Here is a 21,393-nt window from a genome sequence, read left to right as displayed (position 1 = left end):
TTCTTGATTTTTTTTAAGAAGGTGACCGATTGAACTCTAAATTTAACTGGCTCAGGCTGTCTCCGCCGCAGATTCTCGTGCTTGGGTTTGCAGCTATTATCTTCATCGGGACGGCGCTGCTAATGCTGCCGATTTCCACAAGTACGGGTGAACCGCTTGAGTTTATCGATGCCTTGTTCACGTCGACATCGGCAACTTGCGTAACGGGGCTGGTTGTGGTGGATACAGGAACGACATTCAGTTCCTTCGGAGAAGTCGTGATCATGCTGCTGATCCAGATCGGCGGGCTCGGCTTCATGACGATGGCCACTTTATTTGCCTTGGCTCTCAAAAGGCGCATATCGCTCAAGGATCGTCTCATTTTGCAGGAAGCGATGAATCAGTCCTCGATGGAAGGAATCGTAAGGCTGATTCGCAGAGTGCTGCTGTACTCCCTCATCATCGAGGCCTGCGGCGCTGTCATTCTATCGATTCGTTGGGCGTTCGATATGCCGCTTGGCCAGGCGATTTATTACGGTGTCTTTCATGCGGTCACGATGTTTAACAACGCCGGTTTCGATTTGTTTGGTGATTTTCGGAGTTTGACCGGGTATGTCTACGATCCTGTAGTCAACGTTGTCGTGATGTTTTTGATTGTCTCAGGCGGCATTGGTTTTATCGTCCTATCCGATCTGATTGATTTCCGGAAACAGCGGAGACTTTCCTTGCACTCCAAAGTGGTGCTCACCATGACGGCTACCTTGCTGCTGGTTGGATTTATCGTCATTCTTATATTCGAATTCACCAATCCGAGGACGCTCGGCTCCCTGAATTGGGGCGGAAAATTCTTCGGCGCGTTATTCCAATCCGTAACGCCGCGTACAGCCGGCGCGAATACTATAGATATTACGGGGCTTAGACAGGCCACGCAATTTTTTATCGTGATTCTGATGTTTATCGGAGCATCCCCAGGTTCAACCGGGGGCGGTATCAAAACCACAACCTTCACCATTATGGTGGGGGCGGTCATCGCCATGATGCGCGGGCGTGAAGACATCGTCATGTTCCGGTATCGCCTGGCCCAGGAGCGGGTGCTGAAGGCACTGACCATTGCGTTACTGGCCCTGCTGCTCGTTCTAACCGTATCGATGATTCTGTCGACGACAGAGGAAGGGGACTTCCTGGAGATCCTCTTCGAAACGACGTCCGCCTTCGGTACGGTGGGTCTCTCCATGGGCTTAACGCCTGATCTGACGGTGTTTGGGAAGGTATTGATCAGCATTACGATGTTTGCAGGGCGATTGGGGCCTTTGACGCTTGCTTATGCACTGGGGCCGAAAAAGGGTAAAGAATTATATCGTCATCCGGAAGGCAAAATGATTATTGGATAAGGAGTACAGGAGAGACATGAAACCAAAGCAATTTGCAATCATCGGTTTGGGACGATTTGGCGCCAGCCTGGCGCTTGAGCTGATGGAACAGGGATATGAGGTGCTCGGCATCGACCGCAATGAAGAGGTCGTCGAGGATATGAGCGAGCTGCTGACGCACACGGTGGTGGCGGATGCTACGGATGAAGAGGTGCTTAAATCGCTCGGTATCCGTAACTTCGACTGCGGGATTGTTGCGATCGGAAACGATATTCAGATGAGTATCTTATCTGCCATCTTGTTGAAAGAGCTTGGTGTTGCCATGGTCGTTGCCAAGGCAATTTCGGTGCTGCACGGCCGGGCACTGGAGAAGCTGGGCGTGGACCGGGTGATCTTTCCGGAACGGGATATGGGGATTCGGGTAGCCCATCAGCTTGTCACGCCCAACCTGCTCGACTATATCGAATTATCCAAGGACTATCTGATTGTGGAGATGACGGTCACGGACTGCATGGACGGAAAAACGCTTAGTGAGCTCAATACGAGGGTTCGCTACGGTGTCAGCGTGGTGGCCCTGAATAAACAATCCGGCATTATCGTAGCCCCGACAGCCATGGATGTGGTGAACTCCGGCGACATTATGGTGGTTATCGGGTCCAATGATAATGTGGATCGCTTTGAGTCTGAGGTCGTGAATATGCTGGAAAAATGAATATAGAAGAAAAACCTGACGACCTTATATCCGTCAGGTTTTCTTCATTTTATCCTCTTCGAGCTTACGGAACAGGATTTCCGTTTCGTCAATCCAGCGGCTGGCCGCCTTGCTCAGCTCCGAGGCCTGGCCGTAGATCAGCGAAGTCGTTCGCCGGGTTTCAATGAGTGCCGGAATATGAATGTCAACAAGCCCGTTATCGGACAACAGCTGCGGCCTTAGATAGGATTTGGGCAGCAGCGCGGCCGCCTTGCAGGTCGGGATGAGCCTGACGATTGCTTCGAAGGAGTCGATCTCCATCCGGATATCCGGCATAATGCCCCAGCGGTGGAACAGGTCATCCGTCAGCTTGCGGTACCAGGTTCCGGTCGAGAAAATGATCATCGGCAAGCCTTGAAGCTGCTCGATGCCAACATCCTCGATTTCCGCCAGCGGGTGTGAAGACGGGATGACAAGCTCCAGATGGTCATCAAACAGCGGAATGCAGTTTAATCCGGGCTGGTTGATGGAGGAGGCAACAATGCCGACATCAACCCGTTTATCCCTTACATAAGAAACGATCTCATGGGTTTTGCCGGTGATCAGCTTGATTTCGGCCGCGGGATGACGCTCCATGAATGCGTTAACGAGCGGGGGCAAGGTGGTCTGAAGGGTGGTCAGACTGGCGCCCAGGTTGATCGAGATCTGATCTCCCTCCCGGTAATGGGCCAGAGTCTGCATGAATTTGATCTGCTGCTGTCTCTGCTCCAAGGCAAAAGTGTACACAATCTGTCCGATGGAGGTAAGCTCCAGTCGTTTGCCCCGGCGGTTGAACAGCTGCAGCCCGAGCTGATCCTCCAGCTTGGCTATTTTTCGGGACAGGGCTGGCTGTGACAAGTTAAGCAGCTTGGAGGCTTGGTTTATGCTGGATTGCTCTACGACGACGGCGAACATGTCCAGTTCTTCGAACATGGAATTCCTCCTATATAAAATAGACATGCGTGCAAAACATGCTTATGCGTATAGATTATAACGATTAATAATTATATTGCAATTCCATTATAAGAAAAAAAGGAGTAACATGAAACATGACACAAGTTGTTCACACGAATGCCGAAATAGGCAGCTTTTTGTCGTTGCAACGGTTAATGCGTGTTCATAAAGGTCGGTTTAGATGCCGAGTGGCTTCCTGATTCACTTCGTGATCAAAAGCGGGCTTTTTGAACAACCTTCTTTAGGACAGGGCAAGTGTAATTGTTCTGAAAATAGGAAAGATTGAAAATGAAAACGCTGCACATTGGAAAGGGGAACGTCAACTGATGAAAGGGTATTATTCCAGAAAGCTGCATTCTTTACTCGGTGTCATACCGCTTGGGGCATTTTTGCTCAGCCATATGATTTCCAACTTTAAGGCTTTCGAGGGTGGAAAGGAAGGCTTCGCGAGCGCGGTACATTTTTTGAACAGCATGCCGTTGATATTTTTCCTCGAGCTGTTCCTGATCTGGCTGCCACTGCTATATCACGGTGTCTACGGGTTATACATCGCTTACCAGGCGAATAACAACGTGGGCAATTACAACTATGAACGGAACATCCGCTTCACCATCCAACGGATCACTGGTGTTATTACGTTCGTTTTTGTTATCTGGCATATGTACGATACGCGTTTCCAAATCATGATCGGCAAAATCACGCATGACGATTTGGGCGCCACGATGCACGGCATCATGAACAATCCGATTCTGTTTACTCTGTACGTCATCGGCGTTGTTTCGGCAGCCTTCCACTTTACAAACGGCCTGTGGGCGTTCCTCGTTAGCTGGGGCATCACCGTCGGTCCACGCGCGCAGAAGGTATCCACTTACATCTGCATGGGCTTGTTCGTAGTGATGAGCTTGCTGTTCGTTCTGGCTATGACAGCATTCCGCAGTTCCGAATTCCAGGCGGCGACAGCAGCGATCGATGTAGTTAAGACAGTCTTAAGTTAAGGGGAGTGAACGAAAAATGGCATCTAATATTATTGTAGTGGGCGGTGGCCTCGCCGGGCTGATGGCAACCATCAAAGCGGCCGAAGCAGGAGCTCACGTTCATCTATTCTCGCTTGTACCTGTTAAACGCTCTCACTCCGTGTGTGCGCAAGGCGGCATCAATGGAGCCGTTAATACGAAAGGTGAGGGTGACTCTCCTTGGGAGCACTTTGACGATACGGTGTACGGCGGCGACTTCCTTGCGAATCAGCCTCCGGTCAAAGCGATGTGTGAAGCGGCTCCGGGCATTATCCACTTGATGGACCGCATGGGCGTTATGTTTAACCGTACGCCGGAAGGCCTCCTTGATTTCCGCCGTTTCGGCGGAACGAAGCGTCACCGGACCGCATTCGCCGGCGCAACGACCGGACAACAGCTGCTGTATGCGCTTGACGAGCAGGTTCGCCGCTGGGAAACCGCGGGTCTTGTGACCAAGTACGAGAACTGGGAGTTCCTGAATGCGATCATCGACGACGAAGGCGTGTGCCGCGGTATCGCTGCCCAGGATCTGCGCTCGATGGAGATCAAGGCGTTCAAAGCTGAAGCCGTCATTCTTGCAAGCGGTGGTCCTGGTATTATTTTCGGAAAAACGACCAACTCGGTGATCAACACGGGAACAGCGGCCAGTGCCGTTTATCAGCAAGGCGTTCATTATGCCAACGGCGAGTTCATCCAGATTCACCCGACAGCCATTCCAGGCGATGACAAGCTCCGCTTGATGTCGGAATCGGCACGTGGTGAAGGCGGACGGATCTGGACCTATAAAGACGGCAAGCCATGGTATTTCCTCGAAGAGAAATACCCTGCTTATGGAAACCTGGTGCCGCGCGACATCGCTACGCGTGAAATCTTCTCCGTCTGCGTCGATATGGGACTTGGCATCAATGGCGAGAACATGGTCTACCTGGATCTCTCCCATAAAGATCCGAAAGAGCTGGACGTGAAGCTTGGCGGTATCATCGAAATTTATGAGAAATTCATGGGCGACGATCCGCGTAAAATTCCAATGAAGATCTTCCCGGCAGTCCATTATTCCATGGGCGGCATGTGGGTCGATTACAACCAAATGACGAACATTCCAGGGCTTTTCGCAGCCGGAGAATGCGAGTATCAATATCACGGTGCGAACCGTCTGGGAGCGAACTCTCTGGTCTCCGCCATTTACGGCGGTATGGTGGCCGGACCGAAGGCGATTGAATATGTCAAAGGTCTGAAGAAGTCCGCTGAGGATGTTTCCTCCACGGTATTTGATCGCGTAGCGAAAGAGCAAACGACCAAATACGAAGGCCTGCTCAAGATGGAAGGAACCGAGAATGCTTATGTGATCCATAAAGAGCTCGGCGAATGGATGACCAACAACATGACGGTGGTTCGCTACAATGACAAGCTTGAAGCTACCATCGGCAAAATCAAGGAATTGAAGCAGCGTTACCGCAATATCAATATGACGGATACCTCCCGCTGGAACAACCAGGGCGTGGCGTTCACGCGTCAGCTGTGGAACATGCTGGAGCTGTCCGAGGCCATGACGCTGGGCGCGCTTCTCCGGAACGAAAGCCGTGGCGCTCACTACAAGCCGGATTTCCCTGATCGTAACGATGAGGAGTTCCTCAAGACAACCAAAGCAACCTGGACGCCTGATGGACCGCAGATTTCATATGAAGAAGTGGATGTTTCCTTAATCCCGCCGCGTATTCGCGACTATTCGAAAGACAAGTAAGAAGGAAGGGGGATTTACGATGTCTCAAACGGCAGCCGCCTCAAAGAGCGTTAAGTTTATCATTACACGTCAGGACAATCCGGAGACGAAATCCTATACTGAGGAATTCGAAATTCCGTACCGTCCCGGCATGAACGTCATTAGTGCGCTGATGGAAATTCAGCGCAATCCCAAAAATGCACAGGGCCAAACAACCGCACCTGTATGCTGGGACTCCAACTGCCTGGAAGAAGTGTGCGGAGCTTGCTCCATGGTCATTAACGGCAAACCGCGCCAAGCGTGTGCGGCACTGATCGATAAGCTGGAACAGCCGATCCGGATTCAGCCGATGAAGACATTCCCGGTTGTAAGAGACTTGGTGATTGACCGCAGCCGCATGTTCACGGCGCTCAAGCGCGTCAAGGCGTGGATTCCGATCGATGGCACCTACGACCTTGGCCCTGGACCTAAAATGGCTGAGAAGAAGCGTCAGTGGGCTTACGAGCTGTCCAAATGCATGACATGCGGCGTATGTCTTGAAGCTTGCCCGAACGTCAACGAAAAAACGGACTTTATCGGACCAGCCGCTATTTCCCAAGTTCGCTTGTTCAATGCTCACCCGACAGGTGAGATGAACAAGGAAGAGCGTCTGGAAGCGCTCATGCAGGACGGAGGCATTGAGGGCTGCGGCAACTCGCAGAACTGCGTGCGTTCTTGTCCGAAGGGCATTCCGCTGACGACGTCCATTGCGGAAATGAACAAGGATACAACCAAACACCTGTTTAAGCGCTGGCTTGGCGTTTAATCGGTTTAGCTTCAACACCAAGGCGTCTGACCGGGGCATGACTTCGGTACAGGCGCTTTTTTTTGTTATATGATAGGAATGATGTGTTTTTAAATTGAATTTGAGGTGAGTCACTTGATCAGCGAAAGACCGATTACGATAAAGGATATAAGCGATGACCTGGTCGCTCTGGGCGTACGGAAGGGAATGACTCTGCTGGTCCATTCCTCGCTTAAGAGCGTGGGCGGATGGATTGTTGGCGGTCCGGAAGCGGTTATACTGGCCCTGGAAGACGTACTGGGCGATGAAGGGACGCTGGTGATGCCGACCCAGTCTGCGAACTTAACCGACCCGAAGACATGGGGAAATCCTCCGGCCGACCCGAAATGGTGGGATTTGATCCGCGAGGACATGCCTCCCTATGATCCGGATCTGACCGTCACAACAGGGATGGGGATCATACCGGAAGTGTTCCGTAAGCAAGAAGGGGTCATTCGAAGCCTTCATCCCCACGTTTCGTTTGCAGCACGCGGCAGGGACGCGAAGGCACTTATGCACTCCCATCTGCTAGATTACGGCTTGGGAGATGCCTCGCCGCTGGCACGCTTATACGAAGCGGGGGCCTACGTGCTTATGCTGGGTAGTAGCTATGGCAATAATACTTCCTTCCACCTTAGCGAATACCGCGCGGATTGGGGAGGGAAGGAGGTGGTAACCGCCCACGCCCCAGTACGCAGGGTGCAGGGCGCAACCGAGTGGGAGGCATTCCAGGATATCAACTATCATTCCGACGATTTTGAAGCGATTGGCGCCTCGTTTGAAGCGCAATGCCCCGATGCATATAAGCATGGCCGTATAGGAAAGGCAGGCTGTGTGTTGGCAGAACAAAGGGCCATGGTGGACCATGCCGTGCAGTGGTTGGAGAAGAACCGTTAGATGCTAGCGCATGCTGGACGGCTTTCGTTCGACACGCTGTAGGTGTTTTGGCACGCTATTCTTACATGAAATTCAGTTGGGCATGAACGTTTATTTAGATGAGCAAGGGCCAACTACCAGCGACCTCCAGGTGCATAAATACCGTTACAAGGGTAATAAAGATGTAATGGTACGGCCTGCAGTTTCAGGCCTCAAGCCAAAGGAGGGACTTGAAGATGTCATGGTGGATGTGGCTGCTCAATTTGACGGGCTTCCTGTTGTTGATATATTTGTTCTACAGTATGGACAAGAAGTGGTCCAGCAGGCCTTTGCTGCTTGCTCCACTGCTCATTTATGTCCTGGTATCGGTTGAAGATTTGCTGGGGTGGATCGATCTGATGAACGTGGTGCCTGGAGAAGGCGGCATGCGTGCTCTGATCTTGTTGTTTGCATTATGCTCCGTTATTTTCTATGTGCTGTACATATTCGACAAGATTGCAGACTCCGTCCATCGGCATGTTGATATGAAAACAACCCTGGTTCGGATCAGCACGGCCGCGGGAATGTGCGTTTTGTTTTTCACGATGGTGTATATGTCGATCTATAAGCTGTTCGGAGGCACTTCCTTCGAAGGCGAGAATATCGGCCAGGATTTGCTGAGCCAGTTCATTACCTTCCTGTATTTCAGCATGGCGACGTTTGTCACCGTCGGGTATGGCGATGTAGCCCCAGTCGATAATACGTCACGGCTTGTCGTGGTGTTAGAGATTGCCTTCAGTTTCATTACCGTTGCGTATGCGCTGTCCATGCTGGGAACGCTGCGCCGGATTTTCACACCCGGCGATGACGGCTTGGATGTGACTGGCAGCGAAGAGAAGTCCAAGGCCAATAAGCCGCATCGGAGAAAGCATTCATCCATGTAAAAGAGGCGCATCTTTGACGATGCGCCTTTATTATTTGTTCAAATGGGCAAGTGAGCGAAGTCTTAGTTAAAGCTACGGTTTCATCAGCTTTTTCAGAATGCTTAGCCCGTTCTTGGAAGGGTAGCGGAATTTAAAATCGAATCGGTTAGTCTGCTTGAGCACACTCTTCTTATGGGAGAAGGTATGGAAGCTGTATTCCCCGTGGTAGGCGCCCATCCCGCTCTCGCCGACTCCCCCGAATGGAAGAAAGGGAGTGGCCAGATGCATCAGCGTATCGTTGACACATCCCCCGCCAAAAGAAACCGAGGAGAGTACGTAATCCTGAACATCTTCATTCTCGGTGAACAGGTAAAGCGCCAGCGGCTTGGGACGGCGATGAATCGCTTGGACAGCTTCGTGTACATCATCATAAGTCAGGATCGGACACAGCGGGCCGAAAATCTCTTCTTCCATGACCGGCATATCCCAAGTGATATCGTCCAGCACGGTGGGCTCGATAAGCAAACGTTCCTTTGAGATGCTCCCGCCATGGCGCAGGGTTCCGTTGTTCAGAAATCCGGACAGCCGGTCAAAATGCTTCTCCGAAACAATGCGCCCATAGTCGGGATTGGTTAGGGGGTTCTCGCCGTAGAACGAAGTGATGGCGTCTTTCAGGTGCGCGATGAACTTCTCCTTCACCTTGCTGTGTACAAGTACATAATCCGGCGCAACGCAGGTTTGGCCGGCATTTGTATATTTGCCGAATGCGATACGTGAAGCCGCCAGGGCCAGGGGTGCATCCTCGTGGACGATACAGGGGCTTTTGCCTCCAAGCTCTAGCGTCACCGGGATCAACTGCTTGGCGGCGGCTTCCATGACGATTTTGCCGACATGGGTACTGCCGGTAAAGAATATATAATCCATCGGCTGCTTCAGCAGGCTCGTGCTTACCTCAGGTCCTCCCTCCAACGAAGCCACGTATTGCGGCTCAAACGTCTCCGTGATGATGGACGTAATGAGTCCGGATACGTTAGGTGTCAGCTCGGAGGGTTTTACAATCGCGGTGTTCCCGGCGGCCAAAGCTCCGATCAGCGGAGAGATGGCCAATTGCCAAGGATAATTCCAGGGAGCAATAATCAATACCGTTCCGTAGGGTTCGGCGTAGACCATTCCCTTGCTGCCTATATGCGTCAATGCGGTTTTGACTCGCTGCGGCTTGGCCCAACGCTTCAGATTTTTTATGATAAAGGAAAGCTCCTTGTAGACAATCCCGATCTCGGTCGTGAAGGCTTCCTGCTCACTTTTGTTCAAGTCTTTGCGAAGGGCCTCGATGATATCGTTTTCCCTGGCAATCAGAACTTGGCGCAGCCTGGTCAGCTGCTGCAGACGGAAATCCACTTCCTTGGTGATGTCTTTATGAAAAAAATGCCGCTGAGCTGAAACTAATGCAGCGATCGAATCGTTAACAGTCATACATAAACCCCTTTCCCTTGCTATTCCATATATATGAATAACCGTAAGGCCGTTAAAACTTATACTCTTTTATTATTATATAGGAGGATGTCCACCTATGAGAAATCCATCCTCGGCAACTCCCCATGACAAAGCCCATGACGGGGCAAAGCGAGAAGTCATGCAGACGAAGATGTCGCGCCGCCAATTTCTGAAGATCGGTGTTTCCGCCGTGGTCGGCGTAGGCGTTGCAGGCGGGGCTTACGCATCTTTATGGGAGCCTCGTCAATTGGACGTTAAAAGACTGACTTTGGCTCTTCCTTCACTGCCGAAGGCTTTTGACGGGATGAAGGTCGTTCAGTTTAGCGATTTGCATCTGGGCTTTCACACCGGGGCAAAAGACGTGGCCCGTGTGGTACAGGCCATTCAACACGAGCAACCGGACATGATCTGTTTCACAGGGGATATGGTGGACGGCAATACAGAGGGTATGAGGGCTGCCATTCAACCGTTCACCGAGCTGAAAGCCCCTCTCGGCTTATTTTCCATATTGGGTAACCATGATTACGGGGACGTGGAGACACTGATCTCACTGGAGGAAGAGGCGGGATTTCAGGTGCTGCGGAACACCGCCGTGAAGCTGAGGCGGGATGGTGCCGTCATCGCTGTGGCAGGTTTGGACGATGTTTTCTGGGGCCAGCCGGATCCGGAAGCAGCCATTCAGGATTTACCCGACGGGATGTTCAAGCTGCTGCTGATGCACGAGCCGGATTATGCAGACACAACGGCAGCCTATTCATTCCATCTCCAGCTGTCGGGACACAGCCATGGGGGCCAGATCCGTTTGCCCTGGGTGGGCGAGGTGATCACGCCGCCCGGTGCAAAGCGTTATGTGCAAGGTCTATATACCATCGGTTCGCAAGGCATGCTGCTTTATGTAAACAGGGGAATCGGCACGACGCAGCTGCCTTTTCGTTTCTTATGCAAACCGGAGCTTACCGTGCTCACCTTGCGTTCTATGGCATGAGGGGAATGAACGATATGATCTGAATATTTCAAGATGATAGGATCACTTGGAATTTGTTACACAAATGAAATATACCTGTTATCAAACTCTAACAGCCGCGGGTTAAACTTATCACATGACCCCCTTTTGAGAATATATATTATGTTTTGGACCCGGTAACGGGTCCACTTTTTTTGCCTATTTTGCTGTGCTTCCTATGTAAATACAAAAAACAGAAGGAGGTGTACCCCATTAAAGAGGTACGGTCACCTTCTGTTTTTGTTCGAAGTATACCCATTCCGTGTATCCGATTTCTTTGAGCACTTTGGCCACTTCGTCAAATTCATCTCCGACCCGTGACGGTTTGTGGGCGTCGGAGCCGAAGGTGACGTCAACGCCGTGATGATGCGCGACCTCCAAGATGGCGCCCGATGGATACCAGCCCCCGCACAGCTTGGTTTTTCCAGAAGTGTTGATCTCGATTGCCAGGCCCGATTCCGCGATGACTTTCAAGGTTTCCTCGATCGCTTCGTCGGCCTTGATTTCGGAGAAGAGCGGATAATTACCCTTCATGGCATCCATATGGGCGATGATCTGGAACATTCCGCTTCGTGCGGATTGGCGGATCAGATTGAAGTATTCCTCTTTATCGGCAACCTGCTGCTGCTGGGTCAGTTTCTTCCAGCGGTTTTTGTTGAAGATGCTGACATCCCTGACGTGATGGATGGAGCCGATGATATAGTCAAAAGGGTAGGCCGTTAACGCCTGCTGATAAACCTGGGCATGATTCGGAAAATAATCGGATTCAATGCCCAGCAGGACTTTGATTTTCCCTTCATATTCCCGCTTTAAGTCCAGAACTTCTTGTACGTACCCCGCAAAATCCGCTTTGGCCATGGAGATGGCCGGAAAGGGCTGCTCTTCCGGGCTCCCGAAGTATGGAGTGTGGTCCGAAATTCCAATCACCTGTAAATCTGCCGCAATCGCAGCCTCGATATAATCTCGAATATTGCCGTCTGCGTGGCCGCAGCGGAAATGATGGGTGTGCAGATCAAATTTCATGTTGACCTCCTTCATATCGCTTGATTGGTTATTATTCTAGGATGGATGAAGCGTTATTCGCTGCTGATGAACTGTGTCTCGGGCATGCCTTTCAAATCACTGAGGAATTGACGCATAGCGGAGCTGACGTATCGTCCGCTCTTATAGATTACGCCGACAGGGTGGCTGACTTCAAGCTCGCTCAGGGGAACAATCTGCAGGGTGCCGTTGCGCAGCTCCGTCGCCACGGACTGCTTCGATATAATCGCTGCGCCCAAATTGATCTCGACCATCCGTTTAATTTCTTCACTGCTTGACAGTTCCATGACAACCTGCGGCTCAATGCCGTGTTTCTTCATCACGTCATCTGCGAAGCGGCGGCCGACGGTGTCACGCGTTAGCAGAATGAGAGGGGTTCCGCCCAGCACATCCATGCTTGCTGTGGAGAGTTTGGCTAGCGGATGCTGAGGGGATACGACAAGCTCAAAGGTATCGTAGTACAGAATAGATGTGCTTAAGTTGGGATTCCGCTCGATCAGATAGCCGATCCCGATGTCGATGAGCCCGTTCTCCACGCTGTGGTAGATTTGTGAAGAGGCCATGGATTGAATGGTTGTTTTAATGTGAGGGAATTGATCCTGGAAGTAGGAAAGTACCCGTGGCAGGATCTGAATCGCTATGGAAGTGGTTGTACCCAGCTGAATATGGCCCTGGGGAGTTTGATCAAGATCGGATAGCCGCTGCTTCAGCTCATCCACGATCCCGAGGATCTGTTCGGCATGGTCCACGAAGACCTGACCCCGGTCGGTTAACGTCACGGGCTGACTCCGGTCCACCAGCACCGTTTTAAATTCTTCCTCCAGGCTCTTGATCTGGGCGGATACCGCCGGTTGTGTCAGATTAAGAAGCTCTCCCGCTTTGCGAAAGCTCATCGTTTTGGAGATGGTAATAAGCGTTTCCAATTGGCTGATGTTCATAGCCTTCCTCCTTACTTGATATATTCTTCCGCTCATCTATCGCGTGCAATCTGTATGATTTAAATTATAGGTTATTCTTCCCGGTGGAGCAACGAAGGGGGAAAACATAGCGGTTTTCGGATAAAAAGATGAAAAACATTTTAATTTCCATTTAATTATTATTAAAAGATGGGGAAACCTTCCGATAATAGTAAAGTAGACATAGAAAAAAGGTGAGACCAAAGGCCCGTTTAAGCGAAAGGATTATCTTCGTACTAAAGCGTTTCAAGCGATAGCTGACATGGCAGGACAGTTGTTGGAATGAGGGCTGTCGCTATTTTGTGATGATTTATTACAAGGTATCCATTATAATGTTTAAATATATAGGTGGGACTTTGGGACCCTGACCAACAACCCAGTGAAAGGGGCGTAATGAGGAATGAAAGCGGAAGTCATCAATCCTTTTTTAGAGTCCGCACGACACGTGATCGAACAAGTCATACAGGTTTCACCTTCCACGGGGAATCTTGGGGTCAAAGAGATCGGATATTTGGAGAATCATATCTGGATCCAAATCGGCATGACAGGCCAAATGAACGGTGACATTGTATTTGGAATTCAGGAGCAGGTAGCCCTGCAGATGGTATCGGTGATGATGGGCGGCTATGTCATTACCGAGATGGATGAGATGGGACAAAGCGCGATTTCGGAGCTCGGCAACATGATCAGCGGCAATGCCAGCACCATTTTATCGAACCAGGGCGTCAGCGTGGATATTACGCCTCCCAAAGTCATGAAGTCGGATAGCACATCCAGTCTTATTCAGAAGAAGGCACTTTGTATTCCGCTGAGAATGGAAGGAATCGGAGAGCTGGATATTCAAGTCATGATTTCATAAAATAGGAGTAACGAACCCAATGGCCGTGTATGTAAGGCTCTTTAATGTTAAGGAATCAAGAGCTGTGCCGGCGAAGAAAGGGATATGAAATCATGCTGAAAAATAAAGTTATCGTCGTTACGGGAGCATCCAGCGGAATCGGCGCCTTGATCGCGGAGAAGCTTTCTGCGGAAGGAGCATACGTGGTTCTGTGCGCCCGTTCGGCAGAACGTCTGCAGGAGGTGGGTGCGCGAATACCAGGCCCCCATGAGCTTGCAACCATGGATGTTCAGAGCCCCGAGCAGGTGCAGTCTGTCATGGAAGGCCTTCTTAGCCGCCATGGCAGAATCGACGTGCTGATTAACAATGCCGGCTACGGCAAGTTCGAAGCTATTATGGACATGCGTCAAGAAGAGTTTCAGGACATGATGGACGTCAATTATATGGGCATCGTGCGCTGTACGCAAGCTGTGCTGCCGGGGATGCTGAAGCGGGGGGACGGCCAAATCGTCAACATTGCGTCCATGGCCGGAAAAATCGGAACGGCCAAATCCACCGCCTATTCGGCCACCAAGCATGCCGTGCTTGGGTTCAGCAATTCACTCCGGCAGGAGCTGCGGAACACGGGCATAACCGTATCTACTGTAAACCCTGGCCCCATTGATACCCCGTTCTTTTCCTTGGCAGATCCGACAGGCGGTTATGTCAACAATGTGAGCTGGTTTATGATGAAGGCCGAGTATGTTGCGGATCAGGTCGTGAAGCTGGTGAAAAAGCGCAAGGAAGAACTCAATCTTCCGAGGCTGGCCTCATTGGGCATAAGGCTGTACCAACTGTTTCCGAGGTTTGCCGACCGCGTGTCTTACAAATGGATGAATAAGAAATAACGGCTGCGGCGCTACAACGCTTCGGTTTCGGCAACAAGCTCCTGAAGCAGTGCAGTGGCTTGTTTTGTTTTTTCTGTATCGGATGAGAGCAGTGTGATTACCTGGTCCAAGCGTTGCTTGTAATTTGCCGGCTTGATGGGAAAGGTTTCGATCATGGCTACCGCACGCTTCTCATTGATGCAGTACAACTCGTTTTTGGCAAACAGCACTTGATTCAAGCACGAAATGCAGCGGAAGCAGTGACCGGTAACATAAGTGATATCATCGCTGGCAGCTGTTTTATCCGCAAGCATCAAGGAGAAGGATGCTTCGAAGGTAAAGAAGCCGACCATCGCATCCTTTAATGCTTTTGGATAGGGAGCCGTTTTGGCTTTCAAGGTCTGTATTCGGTTATCCGAATCTGAGAGTATACGACAAATCGCAAGTTCCCCCATATTCATCACATTCAGATAGGCATGCGGATGTCCGGTTTGGTAATGGGCTGACACCAAGCCTGCGGAACCGTCGTCGATGATGCTGGACACGCGGTGTACATCACGGAATAAGAAATCCACATGATAACCCTCGATCACTAACCATCCTCCCCCGTTAACCCAGGCACCCCATTCGCCTAATGAAGTGATAATCCCATCCCGATGCTCGTCATCTAATTTCTGTGCCACCCTAGCGATGTTCTCCACCTTGAATCCTTGTGATTCATCGTAATAAATGCCGATATCGATATCGGAATCCGGTTTGGCGGTTCCTCTGGCTCTGGATCCCCCGAGTACGACCCCTATAACGCCGGGAACCTCCCGAAGTTCTTCCGTTATCCGTTGAATCAAACGATCTACTTGTGAAGTCATGCATGTTCTCCTCCTTTATATGTTTCATACGGAATCGATCTCCCCTTATGTATACCTTAGCCTCATGGATTCAATTTTCTCCCGGGTCCATTGAACCGCTTCAGCTGGCGAGAGGATGGTTGCTTCCTCTCCGAGACGCCACACATAGTCCGAATAGAAGATGACGTCGGTCGCTGGTATTTCAAGCTGAACGACTCCGCTGCCATCCTTGTATTTATGGATATGGGGACCGAGGCGAGTATCCGTTTCAAGCAGCCAAACCCCTTTAGAAGTTAATTGTACCTCAAACGGCTTCATTTCCCCATCCCGGTTTTCCGGTATGTCACGAAGCGTTTGGCTGGCGATATCTTCACGGATTGCTATGGACGCATTGGGACTGGCCGCAAGGATCCGGTCGACTCTGAACTGTCTGATATCCTCTTGAGTGAAGCAGTAGGCCGGACAATACCAGTAGCCCGAGCTAGCATACAAACCGATTGGCTGAATATGCCGCTGGCTGCTTCCGGCGGATGATCGATAGGAGATGGTGACCGCTTGCCGAACCATGACGGCTTCCATTAGCGTTTGTAAAATCTCGGTGGACATCGCACGGAATGGACTGTGAATCATAACGCGATCCTTAAGACGATCGATCTCCTCCTTGGTATCTGCCGGCAAATAATGATAGAACTTGTGGAGCGCCGTGGCGGCTCCGTCACCGAATGGCAGCGTGCTGAAATAGCTTAGGGATTGGCAGGCAAAAAAGATGGCGATCGCTTCGCTTTCCGTAAAACTGATCGGCGGCAGCATCCGCTCCTGCAGCAATCTGTAGCCGCCCCCCCGACCTTGCACAGAGTAGATGGGAACGCCGAGCCCGCTCAGCTCATCCAAATCTCTTGAAAGGGTTCTGACGGAGAGACCGAATTCATCGGCCAGCTCTTTTACGGTAAACGATTTTTTTGCATTGATCATCATCATTAATTGAATCAGGCGCTGTGATTTTTGCATGGGCAAACCTCCGTCTCTGTATCATTTATTTTATCTTATTCTTTAAATAAGACAATATTTGTCTTATTTAAACGATATGATGTTCTCAAGAAGCAAGGGTTCACGTTGAATCCTTGGAACGGGGTCCATTATGGGAGGAGAAGATAGAATGAAACAAGAAATGTTAAAAGAAGAGCTGGGATTTGTTTTTATTTATGGAGCAGGATTGAACGGAGGAATATGGGATTTCGTGGTGGAAGGGCTGAGTCATCCGTGTCTGAAAGTGGAATACCCGTTGCGGGATAGGAATGTGACTTCCGGACATCATTTGGGGCTGGAGGATTACGTAAACCATATGACGGAGCAGGTGAGAGCGTGGGGGACGAACAAGTTTGTCATTGTGGCCCATTCCCTGGGCGGGGTTTTGGCTATGGAACTGGCATCCCGGTTAGGCGACCGTGTTGCCGGTTTTGTTGCCATCGGTGCGGCCATTCCTAAGCGCGGCGGTTCGTTTGTTTCGGCGCTTCCGTTTCCCCAAAGGGTCATCATGCCGATCATCTTAAGAACGGCAGGCACGAAGCCGCCTGAATTCGCAATCCGTACTGGGCTGTGCAGTGATTTGCCGGAGGAGCAGGCCTCCCGAATCGTAGCGGAGTTTGTTCCGGAATCCCGCAAAGTCTATACGGATCGCGTTCAAGCGTCTATTCCCGATGTGCCGAAGCTCTATGTGAAGCTCACCCAAGACAAAGAGTTCGGATTATCCGTGCAGGAAAGCATGATAGCCAATCTGATTGCCGATGGGGTGGAGAGCCTTAGCACCGGCCATCTGCCTATGCTGAGTGATCCCCGTGGAGTCCAGCGTATTCTGGAAGGCTTCGTAAATCAACTGAAAGCCAGCCGTTACCCGGTTATCTCATCATAATCTGATCCCGTCTTGGTCCGACGGAAATTGTCTTAATGGGAACGCCAATGGATGATTCAATGAACTGCACATATTGCTGTGCGGCTTCCGGGAGCTCGTCAAAGGATCGGATGTGCGACAGGTCGCACGTCCAGCCCTTCAGTGTTCTCAGAACAGGCTTGGCAGACTGCAGATCGGCCGTTACCGGAAAATGGTCGATGATGCTTCCGTCCTCTAACTCGTAGCCAACGCAGACGGGAATGTCATCCAGATACCCCAGGACGTCAAGGTTGGTGAGAACGGCCTCGGTAGCTCCCTGCACCATGCAGCCGTAACGGGTGGCTACCGTATCAAACCATCCCATTCGTCTTGGCCGGCCGGTCGTAGCCCCGTATTCGCCTGCATCGCCGCCAAGGCGGCGGAGTTCCTCCGCTTCATCTCCATGCAGCTCGGTCACGAAGGGGCCAGCGCCGACACAGCTTGAATAAGCCTTAACCACAGCAATGACTTGGCTGATGGCGTACGGCGGCAGTCCTGCTCCGACCGGTGCATAACCTGCCAGCGTGGAGGAGGAGGTGGAGAACGGGTAGATCCCGTGATCCGGGTCCCGCAGTGCCCCTAATTGGCCTTCTACGAGGATAGGATCGCCTTTCATATAAGCTTGCTGCAGCAGCGTGGTGGTATCCTCGATATACGAAGACAGGAACTGGAAGGACTCCAACAGTTGATTGACCATCTCATCAACACTTAGCGGATTTCTCCCGTACAGATGCTGCAGCTGCACGTTCTTGATGGCGAGCATCTGCTCGAGCCGTTCACGAAGTCGCTCGGGGTGGAACAGATCGGCGACCTGAATGCCCAGTTTTGCATATTTATCCGCATAGAATGGTGCGATCCCGCGTTTCGTAGAACCGAATCCCCGGGCACCGAGCCGTTCCTCTTCCAGTTCATCCAGCAGCCGATGAATCGGAAGCACGACTTGGGCGCGCTCCGATATAAACAGTTTGGGGGCGGGGACATTTCTTGCTTCCAGCTCCTGCAGCTCCTTGATCAATACCTCCATATCCAAAGCCGTTCCTGGACCGATGATATTCGTTACGTTTGGATAGAATACACCTGACGGCAGCATATGCAGAGAAAACTTCCCAAAATCGTTAATAATGGTATGCCCTGCATTGCTTCCTCCCTGAAATCGAACGACATACGACGATTGCGCGGCAAGAACATCCGTCATTTTTCCTTTGCCTTCATCTCCCCAATTGGCTCCTACTATGGCTGTGACTGTCAAAACGTGTTCGCCTCCTACGGTCTTTTTCTTTTACAGGGCTCATTATATGAGTAAAATTATCATAAATAAAATTGATATTAGTAATAGTAGACATTAGTTTCATTTATGTTATACGATTCTGTAGAGAAGAATACGGATAACGGATGAATTCTAGGTTGATCTTTCAATAAAGGTTCCCGTTATTATTTGATAAAATCGAGGTCATCATGATGGAAATTAATATGGAGTGGTATCGTGTCTTTTATTGGACTGCACGGCTCGGCAGTTTATCGAGGGCAGCGGATCATCTGCATATCACCCAGCCGGCCGTCAGCCATACCATTAAGCATTTGGAGGGAACGATCGGAGGACCACTGTTCTTTCGGACAACCAAGGGTGTTAAACTCACGTCGGAGGGTGATGTGCTGTTTCGCTATATCGAGCAGGCCTTCAGCTTTATCGAGATCGGGGAGAAGGCGATTGCGGACATGCATAATTTGCATAGCGGCGAAATCAATATTGGAGCAAGCGATACGCTGTGCAAGTATTACTTGCTGCCGTATTTGGAGTATTTCCACGCCACCTATCCGGATATTCGCATCCGTATCTCCAACCGCACAACCCCGGAAACGTTGACCCTTCTCAAGGAAGGGAAGATTGATTTTGGCATCGTTCATTTACCGGCTTCCGATAAACAAATCGATTTTCGGGCCAGTTCCCCGATCCATGATTGCTTAGTTGCCGGTAAGTCATTTGCGGAACGGACCCAGTTACAGCACCCGTTGTCCCTGCGTGATATCCAGAACTACCCGCTGCTTATGCTGGAGAGGGGCGGGAGCACAAGAATGTATGTCGATCAATATGCCGAGCTGCAGGGCGTCACGCTCAAACCCGAGTTCGAGCTGGGCAGCATTGAGCTGCTGGTTCAGTTTGCCCGGAGCGGCTTTGGATTGGCTTTTGTCATCCGCGACTATGCTAACGAGGAATTGCAAGCAGGTCAGCTGATCGAGGTGCCGCTCCATCCGCCGATTCCCGAGCGCAGCATAGGAATTGCAACGCTTCGGGGTATTCCGCTATCTTCTGCCGCCAAGTCGTTTCTTTCTCTTTTGCCTTAAACAGACGGGTGACCGTGCCTATTCGAATGGCCCTGTATGAAGTGCTGTTCACTGCCGTTTAGGATGTTTGATTTGGTGAGGACTCCTGTTTTGGCATATAATGAAAAAGGACGAACAAGACTGGTTAGGAAACACGCCTGCTACCACCACTATGAAAGTAAACAAACCACATGTATCGGAAGGTTTTTCTAGCGATATCAGGCAGACGCGCTTTGGAATGATAGACTTCTGATATCTAAAAAAAGGATGGACTAACATATGACTGCAACTACATTTCATACATTAGGAATAGCCGAGGATTTGTCCTCCAGATTAACGGAGTTTGGCATTGTCACGCCTTCTCCCGTTCAGGCTGAGGCGATTCCGCCCATACTCGAAGGCAAGGACGTGCTTGCGACTTCCCAGACAGGCACAGGAAAGACACTTGCCTATTTGCTGCCTGTGCTTCAGGGCATCGATCCGGAGATCAAGGGAGCCCAGAAATTGATTCTTGCGCCGACGCAAGAGCTTGCCGTACAGATTGTGAGAGAGAGCGAGCGTTACGGAGAAGCCCGCGGAATCGGTGTGCTCGGACTCATCGGCGGTGCCGCGGCCAAGCGTCAGATCGAGAAGCTTAAGCTGCATCCGCAGCTGATTGTAGGGACACCGGGACGAGTGCGGGAATTGATCGAAATCCGGAAACTGAAGATGCACCAAGTGACCACGATCGTAGTGGACGAGGTGGATCAGGTGTTTAATTTGGGCGGCGCCGGCGATGTGGATCGCATTCTGCGCAGTGCATTACGTGACCGTCAATTGGTATTCTTATCCGCCACGGTGAGTCCGGAGACGGCGGAGCTCGTCAAGAAGGAGATGGATCAGCCGGTCGAAATCGGAATCGATCCGGAGCAGCGGACGCCGTCCGCGCTGGAGCATTATTATTTTGTGACGGAAGAGCGTGACAAATTGGACATGCTGCGCCGCGTGGTCCGGCATTACAATCCCGACCGTGCAATTGTCTTCGTCAATGCCACCGAGGATTTGGCAGAGGTTGAAGCGAAGTTAAACTACCTCGGCTTAAATGCGGCTGCCATCTATGGTGATGCTGACAAGATGACTAGAAGCCGGGTTCTGAATGCGTTTAGAGAAGGGCGTACCAAGCTCTTAGTGGCTAGCGATGTCGCTGCCCGCGGACTTGATATCGAAGGGCTCGGCATGGTGATCAATTACGATCCGCCTATTGATGCCGAGCATTATACGCACCGCGCGGGACGTACTGGACGCATGGGACGGAGCGGCATGGCGATAACGCTTGTAACGGATCGTCAGACGTTCATCATGCGCAAGTTCAATCGCGAGCTGGGCATATCGATTGAAGAACGTGCTCTTTATGGCGGGAAGGTTAGATCCCCGCGTTCTACACCAGAGAATCGAGGACATGGCCCACGTGGGTCAGCCGGAGGTCCTGCCCGAAAAGAGAAACCAGCCCGAAAGCCTGCTTCCACCAGCGCCAATGGAAAGGCGGGAAGCGGAAAGGCATCAGGTGAGCGTCAGAGTGAAAGGGAGCGGGACCGCAAGAACAAGGGCGCTCCGAAATGGTTGAAGAACAAGCCTCCTCGGAGCTAATGGCTGTAAGCTCCATAAACGAGGGTTTGCAACCGATATGTTGTTTTCGGGTCCGATTCAACGGATGTGGTCGACATCATAGGGACCGGACTTTTCAGAATAAGAGGT

20 protein-coding genes are annotated in these 21,393 nt (G+C 51.1%); 13 read left to right on the top strand and 7 right to left on the bottom strand.

What is annotated here, in order from left to right; all coding sequences use genetic code 11:
* Positions 1–29: 29 nt before the first annotated feature.
* Both OHJ21_RS20180 and OHJ21_RS20175 read left to right on the top strand, forming a co-directional pair.
* Positions 30–1,370, top strand: coding sequence for a TrkH family potassium uptake protein (locus tag OHJ21_RS20180; RefSeq protein WP_326114127.1), 1,341 nt, complete (start codon positions 30–32; stop codon positions 1,368–1,370).
* A gap of 16 nt (positions 1,371–1,386) precedes the next feature.
* The gene (locus OHJ21_RS20175) at positions 1,387–2,061 is read left to right on the top strand and encodes a potassium channel family protein (protein ID WP_009592874.1); all 675 of its coding nucleotides are present in this window, start codon (positions 1,387–1,389) and stop codon (positions 2,059–2,061) included.
* Between the two features lie 33 nt (positions 2,062–2,094).
* Here OHJ21_RS20175 and OHJ21_RS20170 read toward each other — a convergent pair whose 3' ends face one another.
* On the bottom strand, positions 2,095–3,012 hold the full coding sequence (locus OHJ21_RS20170; RefSeq protein WP_100539218.1) for a LysR family transcriptional regulator: 918 nt from the start codon (positions 3,010–3,012) through the stop codon (positions 2,095–2,097).
* 347 nt (positions 3,013–3,359) lie between these two features.
* Here OHJ21_RS20170 and OHJ21_RS20165 point away from each other — a divergent pair, with 347 nt between their 5' ends.
* The 5 genes from OHJ21_RS20165 (at position 3,360) to OHJ21_RS20145 (ending at position 8,388) form a co-directional block, all read left to right on the top strand.
* On the top strand, positions 3,360–4,028 hold the full coding sequence (locus tag OHJ21_RS20165; protein WP_100539217.1) for a succinate dehydrogenase cytochrome b558 subunit: 669 nt from the start codon (positions 3,360–3,362) through the stop codon (positions 4,026–4,028).
* Between the two features lie 16 nt (positions 4,029–4,044).
* Positions 4,045–5,787 carry a succinate dehydrogenase flavoprotein subunit gene (gene sdhA / locus OHJ21_RS20160; protein ID WP_076324824.1) on the top strand — a complete coding sequence of 581 codons (1,743 nt, stop codon included), beginning with the start codon at positions 4,045–4,047 and terminating at the stop codon, positions 5,785–5,787.
* A gap of 19 nt (positions 5,788–5,806) precedes the next feature.
* Positions 5,807–6,571, top strand: a complete 765-nt coding sequence (gene sdhB / locus OHJ21_RS20155; protein ID WP_076324823.1) for a succinate dehydrogenase iron-sulfur subunit — start codon at positions 5,807–5,809, stop codon at positions 6,569–6,571.
* Between the two features lie 114 nt (positions 6,572–6,685).
* Complete coding sequence (locus OHJ21_RS20150) at positions 6,686–7,486, top strand: AAC(3) family N-acetyltransferase (RefSeq protein ID WP_326114128.1); 801 nt, start codon at positions 6,686–6,688, stop codon at positions 7,484–7,486.
* A gap of 215 nt (positions 7,487–7,701) precedes the next feature.
* The gene (locus OHJ21_RS20145) at positions 7,702–8,388 is read left to right on the top strand and encodes a potassium channel family protein (protein ID WP_100539216.1); all 687 of its coding nucleotides are present in this window, start codon (positions 7,702–7,704) and stop codon (positions 8,386–8,388) included.
* 72 nt (positions 8,389–8,460) lie between these two features.
* Here the strand turns inward: OHJ21_RS20145 and OHJ21_RS20140 are convergent, their stop codons facing one another.
* Positions 8,461–9,840, bottom strand: coding sequence for an aldehyde dehydrogenase (locus tag OHJ21_RS20140; protein ID WP_486020970.1), 1,380 nt, complete (start codon positions 9,838–9,840; stop codon positions 8,461–8,463).
* 97 nt (positions 9,841–9,937) lie between these two features.
* Here OHJ21_RS20140 and OHJ21_RS20135 point away from each other — a divergent pair, with 97 nt between their 5' ends.
* Positions 9,938–10,846 (top strand): metallophosphoesterase, encoded by a 909-nt coding sequence (locus OHJ21_RS20135; protein ID WP_486020969.1) that lies wholly within the window; start codon positions 9,938–9,940, stop codon positions 10,844–10,846.
* Positions 10,847–11,077: 231 nt separating this feature from the next.
* Here OHJ21_RS20135 and OHJ21_RS20130 read toward each other — a convergent pair whose 3' ends face one another.
* Both OHJ21_RS20130 and OHJ21_RS20125 read right to left on the bottom strand, forming a co-directional pair.
* Positions 11,078–11,887, bottom strand: a complete 810-nt coding sequence (locus OHJ21_RS20130) for a histidinol-phosphatase (protein WP_100539213.1) — start codon at positions 11,885–11,887, stop codon at positions 11,078–11,080.
* Between the two features lie 53 nt (positions 11,888–11,940).
* Positions 11,941–12,843 carry a LysR family transcriptional regulator gene (locus tag OHJ21_RS20125; protein WP_071222421.1) on the bottom strand — a complete coding sequence of 301 codons (903 nt, stop codon included), beginning with the start codon at positions 12,841–12,843 and terminating at the stop codon, positions 11,941–11,943.
* 418 nt (positions 12,844–13,261) lie between these two features.
* Between OHJ21_RS20125 and OHJ21_RS20120 the strand changes: the two genes are divergently transcribed.
* Together OHJ21_RS20120 and OHJ21_RS20115 are read left to right on the top strand one after the other, a co-directional pair.
* Complete coding sequence (locus tag OHJ21_RS20120) at positions 13,262–13,720, top strand: chemotaxis protein CheX (RefSeq protein WP_071222422.1); 459 nt, start codon at positions 13,262–13,264, stop codon at positions 13,718–13,720.
* A 92-nt stretch (positions 13,721–13,812) separates the two neighbouring features.
* Complete coding sequence (locus tag OHJ21_RS20115) at positions 13,813–14,586, top strand: SDR family NAD(P)-dependent oxidoreductase (protein WP_486020968.1); 774 nt, start codon at positions 13,813–13,815, stop codon at positions 14,584–14,586.
* A gap of 11 nt (positions 14,587–14,597) precedes the next feature.
* Here OHJ21_RS20115 and OHJ21_RS20110 read toward each other — a convergent pair whose 3' ends face one another.
* Both OHJ21_RS20110 and OHJ21_RS20105 read right to left on the bottom strand, forming a co-directional pair.
* Complete coding sequence (locus OHJ21_RS20110) at positions 14,598–15,431, bottom strand: nucleotidyltransferase domain-containing protein (RefSeq protein WP_486020967.1); 834 nt, start codon at positions 15,429–15,431, stop codon at positions 14,598–14,600.
* A 45-nt stretch (positions 15,432–15,476) separates the two neighbouring features.
* On the bottom strand, positions 15,477–16,418 hold the full coding sequence (locus OHJ21_RS20105; protein ID WP_326114132.1) for a helix-turn-helix transcriptional regulator: 942 nt from the start codon (positions 16,416–16,418) through the stop codon (positions 15,477–15,479).
* Positions 16,419–16,566: 148 nt separating this feature from the next.
* Between OHJ21_RS20105 and OHJ21_RS20100 the strand changes: the two genes are divergently transcribed.
* Complete coding sequence (locus tag OHJ21_RS20100) at positions 16,567–17,319, top strand: alpha/beta fold hydrolase (RefSeq protein ID WP_486020966.1); 753 nt, start codon at positions 16,567–16,569, stop codon at positions 17,317–17,319.
* Here the strand turns inward: OHJ21_RS20100 and OHJ21_RS20095 are convergent.
* On the bottom strand, positions 17,306–18,586 hold the full coding sequence (locus OHJ21_RS20095) for an adenylosuccinate synthase (protein WP_486020965.1): 1,281 nt from the start codon (positions 18,584–18,586) through the stop codon (positions 17,306–17,308). The two genes, OHJ21_RS20100 and OHJ21_RS20095, sit on opposite strands and share 14 nt — an antisense overlap.
* A 209-nt stretch (positions 18,587–18,795) precedes the next feature.
* On the opposite strand from OHJ21_RS20095, the gene OHJ21_RS20090 reads away from it, so the two are divergent.
* Both OHJ21_RS20090 and OHJ21_RS20085 read left to right on the top strand, forming a co-directional pair.
* Positions 18,796–19,680, top strand: coding sequence for a LysR family transcriptional regulator (locus OHJ21_RS20090; RefSeq protein ID WP_486020964.1), 885 nt, complete (start codon positions 18,796–18,798; stop codon positions 19,678–19,680).
* 258 nt (positions 19,681–19,938) lie between these two features.
* Positions 19,939–21,285: a DEAD/DEAH box helicase gene (locus tag OHJ21_RS20085; RefSeq protein WP_100539206.1), complete on the top strand. Its 1,347-nt coding sequence runs from the start codon at positions 19,939–19,941 to the stop codon at positions 21,283–21,285.
* Positions 21,286–21,393: the final 108 nt, after the last annotated feature.

This window comes from Virgibacillus sp. LDC1, from assembly GCF_025792345.1.
Taxonomy (GTDB): domain Bacteria; phylum Bacillota; class Bacilli; order Paenibacillales; family Paenibacillaceae; genus Paenibacillus_AQ; species Paenibacillus_AQ lautus.
This window is presented reverse-complemented; position numbering and strand designations above follow the sequence as displayed.